The sequence below is a fragment of the Streptomyces sp. NPDC001156 genome (genome assembly GCF_053598275.1).
Map to the genome: position 1 here is coordinate 34,345 of NZ_JBSFJX010000002.1, position 14,447 is coordinate 48,791.

At 72.8% G+C, this 14,447-nt stretch carries 13 protein-coding genes and 1 pseudogene; 4 read left to right on the forward strand and 10 right to left on the reverse strand.

All coding sequences use genetic code 11. The features are described from left to right. Window positions 1-88 precede the first annotated feature (88 nt). A complete protein-coding gene (locus tag ACWDA7_RS01480; protein ID WP_450602184.1) occupies window positions 89-430 on the forward strand; it encodes a hypothetical protein in 342 nt (113 codons plus the stop codon). A 58-nt stretch (window positions 431-488) separates the two neighbouring features. Here ACWDA7_RS01480 and ACWDA7_RS01485 read toward each other — a convergent pair whose 3' ends face one another. Continuing rightward, a complete protein-coding gene (locus tag ACWDA7_RS01485) occupies window positions 489-1,886 on the reverse strand; it encodes an FAD-dependent oxidoreductase (RefSeq protein ID WP_450602185.1) in 1,398 nt (465 codons plus the stop codon). A gap of 28 nt (window positions 1,887-1,914) precedes the next feature. Beyond that, entirely contained in the window at window positions 1,915-2,859 is a 945-nt protein-coding gene (locus ACWDA7_RS01490; protein ID WP_450602186.1) for a DUF4349 domain-containing protein, read from the reverse strand. A gap of 158 nt (window positions 2,860-3,017) precedes the next feature. Between ACWDA7_RS01490 and hemG the strand changes: the two genes are divergently transcribed. Beyond that, window positions 3,018-4,496, forward strand: a complete 1,479-nt coding sequence (gene hemG / locus ACWDA7_RS01495; RefSeq protein ID WP_450602187.1) for a protoporphyrinogen oxidase — start codon at window positions 3,018-3,020, stop codon at window positions 4,494-4,496. Window positions 4,497-4,500: 4 nt separating this feature from the next. Continuing rightward, entirely contained in the window at window positions 4,501-5,232 is a 732-nt protein-coding gene (hemQ, locus tag ACWDA7_RS01500; RefSeq protein WP_450602188.1) for a hydrogen peroxide-dependent heme synthase, read from the forward strand. A 37-nt stretch (window positions 5,233-5,269) separates the two neighbouring features. On the opposite strand, the gene ACWDA7_RS01505 is transcribed toward hemQ, so the two are convergent. Both ACWDA7_RS01505 and ACWDA7_RS01510 read right to left on the reverse strand, forming a co-directional pair. Continuing rightward, window positions 5,270-6,031: a DUF4142 domain-containing protein gene (locus ACWDA7_RS01505; protein ID WP_450602189.1), complete on the reverse strand. Its 762-nt coding sequence runs from the start codon at window positions 6,029-6,031 to the stop codon at window positions 5,270-5,272. A gap of 269 nt (window positions 6,032-6,300) precedes the next feature. Beyond that, a complete protein-coding gene (locus tag ACWDA7_RS01510; protein WP_450602190.1) occupies window positions 6,301-7,740 on the reverse strand; it encodes a DUF692 domain-containing protein in 1,440 nt (479 codons plus the stop codon). Window positions 7,741-8,095: 355 nt separating this feature from the next. Here ACWDA7_RS01510 and ACWDA7_RS01515 point away from each other — a divergent pair, with 355 nt between their 5' ends. Further along, window positions 8,096-9,052, forward strand: coding sequence for a glycoside hydrolase family 16 protein (locus ACWDA7_RS01515; RefSeq protein ID WP_450602192.1), 957 nt, complete (start codon window positions 8,096-8,098; stop codon window positions 9,050-9,052). Between the two features lie 543 nt (window positions 9,053-9,595). On the opposite strand, the gene ACWDA7_RS01520 is transcribed toward ACWDA7_RS01515, so the two are convergent. The 6 genes and pseudogenes from ACWDA7_RS01520 to zapE all read right to left on the reverse strand — a co-directional run bounded on the left by ACWDA7_RS01520 (window position 9,596) and on the right by zapE (window position 14,443). Further along, window positions 9,596-10,354, reverse strand: coding sequence for a peptidyl-tRNA hydrolase (locus tag ACWDA7_RS01520; protein ID WP_450602193.1), 759 nt, complete (start codon window positions 10,352-10,354; stop codon window positions 9,596-9,598). An 80-nt stretch (window positions 10,355-10,434) separates the two neighbouring features. Continuing rightward, a complete protein-coding gene (locus tag ACWDA7_RS01525; protein ID WP_359394319.1) occupies window positions 10,435-10,611 on the reverse strand; it encodes a hypothetical protein in 177 nt (58 codons plus the stop codon). Then, on the reverse strand, window positions 10,608-11,498 hold the full coding sequence (locus tag ACWDA7_RS01530) for a polysaccharide deacetylase family protein (protein ID WP_450602194.1): 891 nt from the start codon (window positions 11,496-11,498) through the stop codon (window positions 10,608-10,610). The genes ACWDA7_RS01525 and ACWDA7_RS01530 overlap by 4 nt, the downstream gene beginning before the upstream one ends. 142 nt (window positions 11,499-11,640) lie before the next feature. Then, on the reverse strand, window positions 11,641-12,777 hold the full coding sequence (locus ACWDA7_RS01535) for an SPFH domain-containing protein (protein ID WP_450602195.1): 1,137 nt from the start codon (window positions 12,775-12,777) through the stop codon (window positions 11,641-11,643). Window positions 12,778-12,906: 129 nt separating this feature from the next. Further along, window positions 12,907-13,323 (reverse strand): annotated as a pseudogene (locus tag ACWDA7_RS01540) (SulP family inorganic anion transporter); the annotation flags it as partial. 19 nt (window positions 13,324-13,342) lie between these two features. Then, entirely contained in the window at window positions 13,343-14,443 is a 1,101-nt protein-coding gene (zapE, locus tag ACWDA7_RS01545) for a cell division protein ZapE (protein WP_450602197.1), read from the reverse strand. Window positions 14,444-14,447: the final 4 nt, after the last annotated feature.

Consider the following 14,447-nt stretch of genomic DNA (forward strand, 5'->3'; position numbering starts at 1 on the left):
GAACACGGGGGTCCGGGTGCCCGTATGTCTCGTCAACCGCCCGCGGCGCGGGGAAGGCGTGTCGCGGGCACGACGTGAGGAGCAGGCGATGAACGACCGGGTTACCCCTCCGATACACGCTCTGCCCGACGGCGAGGCCGAGCTCGCGCTGGTGATCCACCTGCCCTGGGAAGACATCGCCAGGCTGGGCCAGGAGGCCGGCCGGCTGGCCTCCCAGATGCAGCGTCCCGTCACCCTCGACGAGGCGGTCAGCCACCGGTTGCGCTCCACGCGCCCCGCCGCGCACGCCAAGCCCGCGGGGGTGCAGCCGCAGCCGGCCACCGTGCCCGCCGGCGCCTCGGTGTCGTCGCTGCCGCCGCGACCGCCGGCCGAGCAGGCCCGGCAGGCGATCGAGCGGATCAACGGGGTCGGTCAGCACGAGACGGCTTGAGCGGAGGGCGCCGCGGTGGCCGCCCGTGGTTCATCGCGTGGTTCCCCCGCACCCCTTATCAGGGCTGTGCCCGTACCGCCGTGACCGCCTTGCGGGCCGCCACCAGGACCGGATCCCACACCGGTGAGAACGGCGGCGCATAGCCCAGGTCCAGGGCCGTCATCTCCTCCACCGTCATCCGCGCGGTCAGGGCGACCGCCGCGATGTCGACCCGCTTGGCCGCGCCCTCCCGGCCGACGATCTGGACGCCGAGCAGCCGGCCCGTGCGGCGTTCGGCGAGCATCTTCACGGTCATGGGCGCGGAGTCCGGGTAGTAGCCCGCACGGCTGGTCGACTCGATGGTGACCGTCACGTACTGCAGCCCCGCCCGCCGCGCGTCCTTCTCGCGCAGACCGGTGCGGGCGATCTCCAGGTCGCAGACCTTGCTCACCGCCGTGCCGACGACACCCGGGAACGTGGCGTAGCCGCCGCCCACGTTCGTGCCGATGACCTGTCCGTGCTTGTTGGCGTGGGTGCCGAGTGCGATGTGCCGCTCGCGCCCGGAGACCAGGTCGAGGACCTCGACGCAGTCGCCGCCGGCCCAGATGTTCTCGTGACCGCGCACCCGCATCGCGAGGTCTGTGAGCAGTCCGCCGTGCCCGCCCAGCGGCAGCCCCGCGGCCTTCGCCAGGGAGGTCTCGGGGCGCACTCCGATGCCGAGGACCACCACGTCGGCCGGGAACTCGGCGGTCTCCGTGCCCACGGCCCGCACCCTGCCGTCGTCGCCGGTGAGGATCTTGGTGACCTCGGCGTCGTTCACCATGGTGATGCCGAGGCCCTCCATGGCCCGGTGCACCAGCAGGCCCATGTCAGGGTCGAGCGTCGCCATGGGCTCCCTGCCGCGGTTGACGACGGTGACCTCGTAACCGCGGTTGATCAGCGCCTCGGCCATCTCCACACCGATGTAGCCCGCGCCGACGACCACCGCGCGGCGGCCCGTCGTGGCGGTCAGCACGTCCAGGAGCGCCTGGCCGTCGTCCAGGGTCTGCACGCCGTGCACCCCGGGAGCGTCGACCCCGGGCAGGTCGGGGCGGATCGGACGGGCGCCGGTCGCGATCACCAGCTCGTCGTACGAGGTCCACGCCTCGGCCCCGGTGTCGAGGTCCCGCGCCCGCACACGGCCGCCGTCCACGTCGATCTCCGTGACCTCGGTCCGCATCCGCAGGTCGATGCCGCGCGACCGGTGTTCTTCGGGGGTACGGGCGATCAGCGCGTCCCGCGAGTCGACGTCGCCGCCCACCCAGTACGGGATCCCGCACGCCGAGAACGAGGAGAAGTGGCCGCGCTCGAACGCCACGATCTCCAATGCGTCGGGACCTTTGAGGCGGCGCGCCTGCGACGCGGCGGACATGCCCGCCGCGTCGCCGCCGATGACCACCAGGCGCTCTGTCGAACGGCTCGTCGGGCTCGGGTTCATACGAACACGCTACGGCGCGGGGGGTCCGTCAGTCCTGCCCGCCCCGCCCTTCCTCCGGGGCCGCGGCGGTCGCGGGCGCCGGACGGTGCGGCAGCCGCGGGCGTACGCCCCGCACCCACACCAGTACCAGCAGCGCGGCGCACACCGCGAAGGGAAGTGCCGCGCCGATCGCCAGGGCGATCCACCGCAGCAGCGTGACGAAGACGTGCCAGCCGCCCGCCAGCGCGTCCAGGAAGCCCGGCCGGTCGTCCTTCGCGGCCTTCTTCACCGGCGTCTCGGACAGCGCGAGGGTGATGGTGGCCAGGCTGGTGCGGTCGTCGAGGGAGGCCTGACGGGCGAGTAGCGACTCGAGGTCGGCCTGGCGCGCGCTCAACTCCCCTTCCAGGGCGACCACGTCACTGAGCTTGGTCGCCCGGTCCATCAGCTCGCGCACCCGTGCCACGCTCGCGCGCTGCGACTTGATGCGGCTGTCGACGTCCACGACCTGGTCGGTGACGTCCTGGGCCTTGGCGGTGCGCTCGACGAGCCTGCCCGCGCCCTGGAGTTCGCCGAGCACCTCCTCGTACTTCGCGACGGGCACGCGCAGGACGAGCCGGGTGCGCTCGTGGCCGGCGGTGTCGCGGCTGGTGCTCTCGCTGCCGACGAACCCGCCCGCGTTCTCGACGGCCGTCCGCGCCACGTCGAGCGCCTTGGGCACCTCCTTGACCTGCACGGTGAGGGACGCCGTACGGATGATGCGGTTCGCGGTCAGCCGGTTCGCGGTGTCCCGGGCCTTCGCTTCGCCGGATGCGGCGCTGCCGGCGTCACCGTCGGCGGCGCCCTGCTTGTCGGCGGGTACGGCGGCCTTGGCATCGCTGCCACCGGCCTTGCTCATGTCGTCGGCGCCGGCGCTGCAGCCCGCGAGTGCGAGCGAAGCGGCGAGCAGTGTCGCGGCCAGCACCTGAACCGGCCGTGGTGAGCGTGGAATGCGCATGCGGTCATACCCCCGAGAGTCGTTGTGACGGACGCCTCTTCGACGCCGGACCCGGACCGGACGTTGGCCTGATCCGGTTCCGATGCGGTCACGGTCGGGACTCGGCAGGGACACCCGGCCCCTGCGGGAGTGCCGGCGGGGTCTGAGAGGCTGGGGGCATGAGCGCAAGGGAGACCCCCGCGTCCGCGGGGCACGTCGTCGTCATCGGAGGCGGGATCGCGGGCCTGGCCGCCGCCCACCGGCTGCTGGACCGGGGTGCGCGGGTGACGGTGCTGGAGGCCTCGGACCGGGTCGGCGGCAAGCTGCTGCCCGGCGAGATCGCGGGCGCACGGGTCGACCTCGGCGCCGAGTCGATGCTCGCGCGACGGCCCGAGGCGGTGGCGCTGGCCCGCGCGGTCGGCCTCGCGGACCGCCTGCAGCCGCCGGCCACGGCCACCGCCTCGATCTGGACGCGCGGCGTCCTTCGCCCGATGCCAAAGGGGCACGTCATGGGCGTGCCCTCCGCCGCGTCCGCACTGTCCGGCCTCCTGTCCGACGAGGGCCTGCGCCGTATCGAGCGGGACGCGGACCTGCCGCGCACCGAGACCGGCGACGACGTGGCCGTGGGCGAGTACGTGGCGGCGCGCCTCGGCCGCGAGGTCGTCGACCGCCTGGTGGAGCCGCTCCTCGGCGGGGTGTACGCGGGCGACGCGTACCGCATCTCGATGCGCTCGGCCGTCCCGCAGCTCTTCCAGGCCGCCCAGGCCCACGACTCGCTGACGGAGGCGGTCCGCGAGATCCAGGCCAAGGCGGCCGCCGCCGCGCAGACCGGCCCTGTGTTCATGGGCATCGAGGGCGGCGTGGGCCGGCTGCCGCTCGCGGTGGCTGAGTCGGTGCTCGCGCGGGGCGGCGAGATCCGGCTGAACAGTCCCGTCCATGGCCTGCGCTTCACCGCTGAGCCCGGGGGCGGTGGCGCTCGCTGGGAGGTGCTGGTCGACGACCACGTCGAGGAGGCCGACGGCGTCGTCGTCGCCTCGCCCGCTCGTGACGCGGCCCGTCTGCTGTCCGGGGCGTGCCCCGGGGCCGCCGCCGAACTGCGCTCGATCGAGTACGCCTCCATGGCCCTGGTCACCCTCGCCTACCGCCGCGCGGAGGCCGCGGCCCTTCCCGAGGGCAGCGGCTTCCTGGTGCCGCCGGTCGACGGCCGCACGATCAAGGCGTCGACCTTCGCCTCCCGCAAATGGGGCTGGATCGCCGACGAGGACCCGGACGTGCTCGTGGTGAGGACGTCCGTGGGGAGGTACGGCGAGACGGAGATCCTGCAGCGCGACGACGCCGCCCTGGTGGCCCTCTCCCGGCACGACCTGCGCGAGGCGACCGGCCTGGACGCCGTCCCGGTGGAGACCCGCGTCACCCGCTGGATCGACGGTCTGCCCCAGTACCCCGTGGGCCACCACGCGCGCGTGGCCCGCATCCGCGGGCACGTGGCCGGGCTTCCGGGCCTCGCGGTGTGCGGTGCGGCGTACGACGGCGTCGGCATCCCGGCGTGCATCGCGAGCGCGTACGCCGCCGTGGACCAACTCGACGGTGATCTGCGCGGTGTGCGGGAGCTCATGGCCAGCCCGGTGCAGAGCCTGCACGGCGGAGCGGGAGAATAGGCACATGAGTGACGACGCCCCCACCACCGAGCCCGGCAGGATTCCGAACAAGGGCAAGCTGGCCAAGGACCTCAACGAGGTCATCCGCTACACGCTGTGGTCCGTCTTCCGGCTGAAGGACGCGCTACCGGAGGACCGCACCGGTTACGCCGACGAGGTCCAGGAGCTGTTCGACCAGCTCGCCGCGAAGGACGTGACCATCCGGGGTACGTACGACCTGTCGGGTCTGCGCGCCGACGCCGACGTGATGATCTGGTGGCACGCCGAGACCAGTGACGAGCTGCAGGAGGCGTACAACCTCTTCCGCCGTACGAAGCTCGGCCGTGCGCTCGCGCCGGTGTGGTCCAACATGGCGCTGCACCGCCCGGCGGAGTTCAACCGTTCGCACATCCCGGCGTTCCTCGCCGACGAGACGCCGCGCAACTACGTCAGCGTCTACCCGTTCGTGCGCTCCTACGACTGGTACCTGCTGCCGGACGAGGACCGCCGCCGCATGCTGGCCGACCACGGCAAGATGGCCCGCGGCTACCCGGACGTGCGCGCCAACACGGTCGCCTCGTTCTCGCTCGGCGACTACGAGTGGGTCCTCGCCTTCGAGGCCGACGAGCTGCACCGCATCGTCGACCTCATGCGCCACCTGCGTGGCTCGGAGGCCCGGATGCACGTCCGCGAGGAGGTGCCGTTCTTCACCGGCCGCCGCAAGTCGGTCGCGGAGCTGGTCGCGGGCCTCGCCTGACCGCGTGGGGCGGGCCGGGACACCCGGCCCGCGCCCCTCACGGCGGGGGGCTGGAGGCCGCCGGCGGCAGCGAGTACGTCGCCGAGGGCGTCACCGGCACCGGTGTGCCGGGGTCGTTCGTGGGGCCCGGCGGGGCCGGGGACGGGGTGAGCGGGGGCGGACTGGCCGTGGCCGCGTCCTGGGCCAGGGCGTCGAAGTCGACGTAGCCCGTGGCCTCGAGGACCTTGATGTGGTCGAGGACGGTGGCGTTCGCATCGTCGGCGAGGACACGCACGAGCGAGTTGCGCGTGGTGGCGCGGACCTGGGCGACGACGGCGAAGACCTTGCCGTGGGCCTGGCGCAGGAGGTTGGCGAAGTCGCGGTCGTACTCCTCGCCCTGCGCCGCGTCCAGCGTCGAGAGCCACTCGCGCTGCTGTGCGTTCGGCTGGTTGGGCAGGGCGAGCCCGAGGCGGGCGGCGACGTCGCGGACGCGGGCGTCCAGGAAGGTGTGGCCCTCGATCAGGTGCTCACCCGCGGTGCGCACCGCCTGTGTGGTGCCCTTCTGCTCGGCCTGCTGACCCGCCGGCAGCTCCCACAGCCCGGCCAGCCGGACTCTGGTGATGAAATCCCGGTCCAGCGCGGACAGCGGGCCGTAGCTCGTGGGTACGGTCTGCGCGTTCAGGGTGTCCAGGCCGGTGCCGGAGCGGTCCGCGTAGGACCAGACGGGGAAGACGAGTGCGGCAAGGGTTCCCGCGAGCAGGGTGATGATGATCCCGGTGCCGCTCAAGATTCCGCGGCCCTGGACCGGTCTGGATCGCATGGTGCCTCCTGCTTCCGGCACCGCATGCTCGTGCGCTTCGGGTGCAGGCTGGCATATTACTGCGCCGTACCGACCAACTGCCCTACAGGAGGAAATAGTTGGATAGCGGGCAACGTAGGCCTTATACGCTCGGCGAATAGGCCGTCATCCCCTGGCGAAGTGGGGTGAATCGACGCTGCGGGCGCGATGTGCGACTGCTGTGTCGACCGTGGCACATTCCGTGGAATCGGCCCTCGGAGTACGCCAGGAGTGATACGGGCGAGCTCCGGTCAGTGCCGCAGCAGGACCCGGCGCGTGGCGCGGGCGAGCCGGGCCGCGGGGTGCCGGGAGGGCGGTGTGGGGCCGGAGCGCTCCAGCCACCACTCGCGCAGCCGGCGCCGCCGCTCGGCGTCCTCGGGGCGCCCGGCGAGCAGCAGGTGCTCGGCGAAGTCGAGGGCGTCGCGCCGGTAGCCCTCCGACATCGGCCGACCCTGGGCATAGGCGAGGAACGCGGACCGGTACCCCTCCCCGAGGATGCCGGGCAGTTCCGGCGCGACCTTCGCCACGATCGAGGACCGCTTGGCGGCGAGGGCGCGGGCCTGGACCCCGAGCCGCACCCGGTCGAAGCCCTCGGGCACGGGCGTACCGGCCACGAGGGAGGAGAGCAGCGCGGCCTGTGCGAGCGCCAGCCGCTGCCGAGCGGAGGCGGAAGCGGTGCCGTGCCCGTCCGTCATCCGCGCGTCGGCGGGCAGTGCCGCCGGGCCGGCTGTCCCGGTGGGCCGTCCCGCCGGGAGCAGTCCCGTGCCCGACTGCGCCGCGGTGCCGCGCCGGGTCCCGGTCGCCGGCTGCCGCGCGGCAGCCGGCGCCGGGGGACGGCCTGGCCGCACCCCCGCCCGGGTCCGTGCTCCGGCCTTCTCGACCGTTTCCCGAATGGCGGCCAACTCCCCCTCCAGCTCGGCCGGTTCGGGGAAGTTGTCGTCGCGCTCCAGCAGGACGCCGGGCGGGGTGGCGCGGGACGCGAGTTCGGCCAGCACGTCGAGGACCGGCTGTGTGACCGGGTGGGCGTGGCTGTCGTGCCAGACGCCGTCGCGTTCGTACCCGCCCGCGACGTGGACGTACGCGATGGCCTCGACGGGCAGTTCGTCCAGCGCCTTGGCCGGGTCCTCGCCCCGGTTGACGTGGTTGGTGTGCAGGTTCGCCACGTCGATCAGCAGCCGCACGCCGGTACGGTCGGCCAGTTCGTACAGGAACTGCCCCTCGGTCATCTCCTCGTCCGGCCAGGAGATCAGCGCCGCGATGTTCTCCACCGCGAGCGGCACGGGAAGGGCGTCCTGCGCGATCCGGACGTTCTCGCACAGGACGTCCAGCGCGTCGCGGGTGCGCGGGACCGGAAGCAGGTGGCCCGCCTCCAGCAGCGCCGAGGCGGTGAGCGGCCCGCCCGCCCGCACATACGCGATGTGCTCGGTGACCAGGGGCGACCCCAGCGCCTCGGCGCATGCGGCGAGATCGGCGAGCCGGCCCCCGTCGGGGCGGTCCGCGCCGCCGAGGCCGAGGGAGACGCCGTGCGGGACGACGGTGACGCCCCGCGCGCGCAGGCGCAGCAGCGACTCGGGGAGGTGCCCCGGACACACGTTCTCAGCCACGGTCTCGACCCAGTCGACGCCGGGCATGGCCTCCACGGCAGCGGCGATCTCAGGCCGCCATCCGATGCCGGTTCCCAGTCGTTCCATCGTCCCCTCCTCCGCCACGGAGCCCGCCGGGCCGCTCTCGTGCGGTCCACGGCCGCACCCGGTGCGCCCGTCCGTCCCCGTCGGCGCACCGCCGGTGCCGGCGTGACGAAGTCATGGCCCCGGCCCTTCGCGCCGAACCCCTTCCGGGGGACGTTCAGAGCAACATTTGAGGTTCCGCCGGACTCCGGTCCGGCTCGCGCGACCACCGGCCGGCGAGGCTTTTCGACCCCAATGGCGGAACCTCCCCGCGCGGCTTCCAGGAAGATCTTTTAGGAGGCCGTCCAGCACCCTGCCCGGACCCAGGGCGACCGGCCACCGCTGCGCCGGTCGCGACCCAGAAGTCAGGAGCAGGAGATTGAGCCGACACCGCCGCGCTCACCGGCGCCGCCTGCGCGCCGCCGCCCTCCTGGCGGCGGCCCTCGAGGTGGCCTGCACCGTGCCGGGGACCGACGCCGCGACGCCGTCCGAGGACGCCTGCCACACCACCGGCGACATGCTGCCCCGCGGCGACTGCGGCCCCTTCCACCAGGTCTTCGCCGAGAACTTCGACGGTGACGTGGTGCCGCTCGGTTCCTTCAGCGACTGCGACCACGACGCCGACACACGCCGCGCCTACTGCGGTGGTCTCACCGGCTCCTACCGTGCCGACTGGTGGGCCTACCCGCGCGGCTGGTACGACACCGCCGACCCGCGCAACCACTCCGACGCCAACGACCGTGTGCTCGGTGGCGAGTACCGTGCCGACGACACGGTGTGGGTCGGGCCCGCCGCCGGCGGGGACGGCCGTATGCACATCCGCATGTACCGGCCGGCCTCCGGCGGTGACCTCCATGTCGCGGCGGTGGTGCCGCGCGCGGTGATGCAGCAGGCGTACGGGAAGTACAGCGCCCGGGTCCGCGTGGTGAGGGCCGCCCTCGGTTACAAGAGCGCCTGGCTGTTCTACGGGGGCGGCTGCGAGATGGACATGTACGAGCAGTCGTGGGTCGACACCGTCCACTTCTTCCACCACCCGTGCGACGGGCGCCCCCAGGGTCACGCCGACACCGGTGAGCCGTTCACCGAGTGGCACACGGTCTCCCTGGAGTGGACGCCCGGCCGGGCCCGCTACTACCTGGACGGGCATCTGTACCTCGGCGACCGCCGTGGCGTGGCCTCGCGCCCGCTGAGCTGGGTCCTCCAGAACGAGAGCGCGCTGTACGGGCCGTACGCGGCCCCCGGCTCCTGGGCGCAGATGGACATCACCTGGGTCACCGCCTACGCGTACACGGGGCCCCGTCCGGCTGCCGCCGGGCCGGAACGCGAGCCGGAGTGACCGTGTCCCCGTGACCGGGGGGCGTCCGTCAGGCCGGGCGATCCGGACACCCGCCGATAACTCGGCGTGGATGTCCGGCCGGACCTCCACGATGACGTCCGCGTCCGCCGCGTCACCCTCCTCGTCCCGCCACAGCAGGACCCTCACGTGCCTGGCCCGGGGGAGGCCGAGCATCTTCCACTCGGTCATCAGGTCGGCGACGACGAGGGCGACGGCGTACTGGGGGCCCTCGCTCGAGTCATCGGCGGTGATGGTGCCCTGCCACCGCTCGGGATCGCGGCCGTAGGGGCGCCATCCCTCCGAGCCGTGTGGTTCGCACACCCGGTACACCCAGTCCGTCTCGGTGTCCATACCACCGATCCTGTCACTGCGAGGACCACGATGCGCGTGCCGCCAGACCGAGGATGTGCCACAGCCTCACGTGGTGGGACTCCTGCTCGTGCGGCGGTGCACCTGCCCCCACCACGCCCACAACCGCAAGCCCGCAGAGGCCCGCTCCGGTCAGTAGCCCCGAGCGGTCAGGCCCTTGGGGACCTTGCCTGGTCAGGAACCGTTTCGAGCGCGAAGTGCCGGATGCTCCGCGACCACCGTGCAGCTGCCCGGGGCGATCTCGGTGAAGCCGGCGTCCCGTACCAGGGGCAGTCCGGAGGTGGTGAGTGAGGCCCAGCGGGACGGGCGTGCGGTGCGCACGGCGAGGGGGAAGCCCGCGTCGCGCCAGGCGGCGCGCTCCTCGTCCGGCAGGGCCCACCAGGCGAGCTGGGCGCCGTGTCCGGCCTGGGCCATCGCCTTGCCGGCCGACATCTCAAGCTCCGGGTTCAGCCACAGCACCGGGCTCCCCGGATCGGCCTCGGCCGGCGGCTCGGGGTCCTCCAGGTCGGTGCCGGAGACCTGTAGTTTGGCCAGGTCCTTGGGCCAGCCGTCCAGCGGGACGGGCGGGAAGACCCGTACCTCGGCCGACTTGCCCGTGACCGTGAGGCCCGGCAGCGCCTCGGCCCGCCGCCACTCGGCGCCGCGCGCCCGGCGGACCACCTTGCGGATCCGTGCGTCCTGCCAGTCCCGCATCGCTTGGGCCCACTCGCCTTCACCCAGTGAGCGCTCGTCGCTCAGGATCTCGAGCACCGCACGCGCCGCCGTCTCCAGCGCGTCCGTACGCGCCGGGGGAGCGGCCCGCTCGATGCGCACGACGAGCGGCAGCACGAACTGCGGTGCCTCGTCGCGTGTGGTGCGCTCGGCGCGGAAGGGGCTGTCCTGGCCGTCGTGCGGGGCGTCCGCCGGCGCGGCGGTGGTCTGGTCGCTGCTCACGGGCTCAAGTCTGCCAGGCGGAACATCGGGTCATCGTGCGGGAGAGGACGGCCTCGTACGCCGCCGGCGGGCTGCCGTGCTCATCCGGAGCAGGCGGTGCGCTGCGCCTCCTGCCACTCGCAGACCGGGCACAGCGTGAGTCCCTTGTACGACTCCGGGTACTCCGTCGGCTTCCGGCACAGCACGCACTCGGCGAACGGCGGCCCGCCCGCCACGGGCTCCCGTGCTGCCGGCTCCGTCTCGCAGTAATCGCTCATGGCCTCAGGGTAGGCGCAGGACTGGAGCCGGGGTCCTGCCGCCGTCCGCCGGACGCTCCGATCAGCTCGGAGACCTTGGCGAACCGGTAGCCCCTCTTGCGCAGCTCGGGCACCACGGCCCGGACCACCTTCTCCGTCACCGGCGCCCCGCCGCGGGTGCAGTGCATGATGACCACGGAACCGGGCCGGACCCCTCGCAGTACCTGCCGTACGACCGCGTCCGCGTCCGTCGCGAACGCGTCGCCGCTCACCACGTCCCACTGCACCGCGGTCATGCCGAGCGCACTGATCGTGCGCAGGGCCCGGTTGTCGTAGCAGCCGCCGGGGAAGCGGAAGTACGGCACCGGATGGGGCACCCCCGCCCTGTGGAGTGCCGTGACGCCGCGTTCCACGTCCGAGCGCATCCGCTGCGGCGGCAGGATCGGCAGCCCGTAGCAGGAGCCGGCGAAGGAGTAGTGGCTGTAGGAGTGGCTGCCCACCTCGAAGAGCGGATCCCGGCCGATCGCCCGTGCCTGCCGCGGGTACTGGTCGACCCAGCGGCCGGTCAGGAACACGGTCGCCGGAACCCGCAGCTCCCGCAGGGCACCGATCAGACCGGGGTTGTCGAAGTGTTCGCCCGCCGCCGCGCGGCGGCCCTCGGCCGCGGTCATGTCGGCGTCGAAGGTGAGGGCGACGACCTTCTCGTGCGTCGGGGCTCTCTTGAACACGGCCGCCAGTCCCTGCGGCCCGGGCGCGAGTGTGGGCGGCCCGGGAACGGTCGTCGTGGGGAACGCCGAAGGAGACGCCGAGGGCCGCGGGGCGTGGTGCGACGCACCGGGGATCGTGCAGGCGGCGAGCGCCGCGCCCAGGACGCCGAGGGTGGCGATGTGCCGTACGAGAGCGTTCACCGCACGAACGTAACCACCGAAATGATCAGAAAAGCAGATCTTCCGGGTGTGCCGAGCCGGTGGGAGGGTGAAGTCACCCGCCCGGCCGCCCGCAGAGAGTCACTCGGGCGCGGTCGTCACAGCCGGCGGAGGCGGTCGACGCCTACGGGGAAGGCGACGGTGTGCCTTCCGGTGAGGGGTCGGCCCACAGCTCCGAAGGGGGTGTGGGGGTGGGGCTCGGTGCGGCTTCTCGCGTGGGCACCGCCGTCGCGGTTTCCGGCACGGGTGCCGCGGGCTCCGGTGCGGATTCCTGCACGGATGCTGCGGGCTCCGGTGCGGATTCCTGCACGGATGCTGCGGGCTCCGGTGCGGCTTCCTGCACGGATGCTGCGGGCTCCGGTGCGGCTTCCTGCGCGGACTCCGGCACGGGTGGCGCGGCTTCCGGCAGCGGGCCTGCCGCAGCCTCCTCCAGGGCTTCCGGGGCGGGCTTTGCCGTGGCCGACGGCGGCCGTGCGCCGTCATGGCCGGGCGTCACCTCCTGTGGCGCCGCCCGCTCCAGGAACCGCAGCAGCTCCACCGGGAAGGGCAGCACGAGTGTGGAGTTCTTCTCGGCCGCGACCGCCACCACGGTCTGCAGCAGCCGCAGCTGGAGCGCGGCGGGCTGGTCCGACATCACCCCGGCAGCCTCCGCCAGCTTCTTCGAGGCCTGGAGCTCGGCGTCCGCGTTGATGATGCGCGCCCGGCGCTCGCGGTCCGCCTCCGCCTGGCGGGCCATCGACCGCTTCATCGTGTCCGGCAGGGACACGTCCTTGATCTCGACCCGGTCGATCTGCACGCCCCAGCCCACGGCCGGGCTGTCGATCATGAGTTCGAGGCCCTGGTTGAGCTTCTCGCGGTTGGAGAGCAGGTCGTCCAGATCGCTCTTGCCGATGATCGAGCGCAGCGACGTCTGAGCCATTTGCGAGACCGCGAACCGGTAGTCCTCCACCTGGATGAGCGCGTTCGTCGCGTCCATCACCTTGAAGTAGACGACGGCGTCCACGCGCACGGTCACGTTGTCCCGTGTGATGCCCTCCTGTGCGGGGATGGGCAGCGTCACGATCTGCATGTTGACCTTGGTCAGCCGGTCCACCATCGGAACGATCAGGGTCAGACCCGGCGACCGGGGCGACCCCAGGACCCGTCCGAAGCGGAAGACCACTCCGCGTTCGTACTGCTTGACGATCCGTGCTGCCGAGGCGAGGCACACGAGTCCAGCGGCACCCGCCGCCACCAAGGCACCCACCAGCTCCTGGATCATGACGACCTCCTCGTCGAGAGGCCCGATATGTCTGCACTGCCACCATAATTCCGCCGGTGTCCACCAAGCGAGGGCCGACCGGCCCACCGGCAGACGCTCGCCCGTGACGAGCCCGGTGGCCCCGTGCGGTCAGCCGCGGGATGCCATCCGCACCGGTTCCGTCCCGGCCGCGCTGTGCCGCTCCGCCCAGCTCTCCAGGGCCGTACGGCAGGCGTGGTCCAGGTGGCAGCCCGGTCACAGGTCCCGTTCGACCGGCCGGTCCTGGGGCAGTGCCTCCAGGCCGTCGAGGATCCTCGGCAGCCGCAGAAGCGTCGCGTTGCCCGACTGCCGGGCCTCGACGAGGCCCGCCCCCTTGCCGGCGAAGTGCAACGCCGGGGACGCCTTGGTCCTGGCGCCCGCCGGGACGTCGGCCGCGCTGCGGACGATCACCGCGGTCATCGGCAGCTTGCCGAGCAGCCCGCAGATCGCGTTCCCGGCGCCCTGCGCCATCAGCTCCCTGTCTTACTGGGCGCGCGGACCCCTGCGCATCGGGTCCACGGCGGCGGCGCACGACCGTTTGGGGTTGTTACTCCTTCACGAGACCCTGCGCGTCACGGGCGAGGGCCGTGAGGCGGGAGATCGCACGGAAGTACTTCTTGCGGTAGCCGCCCTTCAGCATCTCCTCGCTGAACAGCTTGTCGAACGGCAGTCCGGAGGCGAGCACCGGGACCTCGCGGTCGTAGAGCCGGTCCGCGAGCACCACGAGGCGCAGGGCCGTCGACTGGTCCGGCACGGGCCGGACGTCGGTCAGGCACACGGCGTGCACCCCGTCGGCCAGAGCGCCGTACCGGCTGGGGTGGACGCGCGCGAGGTGGTCGAGCAGGTGCGGGAAGTCGTCGAGCGAGGCGCCCGCGGTGGCGTACGCCGCCTTCGTCACCTGCTCGTCGCTGTACGGCGCCGGAGCCTCGGGCAGCCCGCGGTGGCGGTAGTCCTCGCCGTCGATGCGCAGCGTGCGGAAGTGGGCGGACAGGCCCTGGATCTCGCGCAGGAAGTCGACGGCGGCGAAGCGGCCCTCGCCGAGCTTGCCCGGCAGCGTGTTGGAGGTGGCGGCGAGTGCGACGCCCGCCTCGACCAGCTTGCCGAGCAGGGTGGAGACGAGGACGGTGTCGCCCGGATCGTCGAGCTCGAACTCGTCGATGCAGAGAAGACGGTGCTCGGAGAGCGTCTGGACCGTCTGCTGGAAGCCGAGCGCGCCGACCAGGTTGGTCAGTTCCACGAAGGTGCCGAAGGCCTTGAGAGAGGGCGCCGCCGGGGTCGCGTGCCACAGGGAGGCGAGCAGATGGGTCTTGCCGACGCCGTAGCCGCCGTCGAGGTAGACGCCGCGGGGGCCCGACGGGACCTTGGCGGACTTCGCCTTGCCGAAGCCGAAGAACGGGCGCTTGGCGGAGACGGCGTGGGCGCCGCCGAGGCCGTCGGCGAAGCCCTCGAGGACGCGGACCGCCTCGTTCTGGCTCGGCTGGTTCGGGTCCGGGATGTAGGTGGCGAAGCGGACCGAGTCGAAGCGCGGCGGCGGCACCATCTCGGCGACGAGTCGGTCGGCGGGGACGTACGGCTCGCGGGAACAGAGCGACAGCGGGGCCGCCTCGGCTATCGGATCGATCCCTGAGGCGGCGGTGGAGGACGACACGGTT

Bases quoted from the DNA above. Each gene is read 5' to 3' on its own strand.
- ACWDA7_RS01480 (WP_450602184.1), top strand. From the start codon at position 89: ATGAACGACCGGGTTACCCCTCCGATACACGCTCTGCCCGACGGCGAG.
- ACWDA7_RS01485 (WP_450602185.1), bottom strand. From the start codon at position 1,886: ATGAACCCGAGCCCGACGAGCCGTTCGACAGAGCGCCTGGTGGTCATC.
- ACWDA7_RS01490 (WP_450602186.1), bottom strand. From the start codon at position 2,859: ATGCGCATTCCACGCTCACCACGGCCGGTTCAGGTGCTGGCCGCGACA.
- hemG (WP_450602187.1), top strand. From the start codon at position 3,018: ATGAGCGCAAGGGAGACCCCCGCGTCCGCGGGGCACGTCGTCGTCATC.
- hemQ (WP_450602188.1), top strand. From the start codon at position 4,501: ATGAGTGACGACGCCCCCACCACCGAGCCCGGCAGGATTCCGAACAAG.
- ACWDA7_RS01505 (WP_450602189.1), bottom strand. From the start codon at position 6,031: ATGCGATCCAGACCGGTCCAGGGCCGCGGAATCTTGAGCGGCACCGGG.
- ACWDA7_RS01510 (WP_450602190.1), bottom strand. From the start codon at position 7,740: ATGGAACGACTGGGAACCGGCATCGGATGGCGGCCTGAGATCGCCGCT.
- ACWDA7_RS01525 (WP_359394319.1), bottom strand. From the start codon at position 10,611: ATGAGCGATTACTGCGAGACGGAGCCGGCAGCACGGGAGCCCGTGGCG.
- ACWDA7_RS01535 (WP_450602195.1), bottom strand. From the start codon at position 12,777: ATGATCCAGGAGCTGGTGGGTGCCTTGGTGGCGGCGGGTGCCGCTGGA.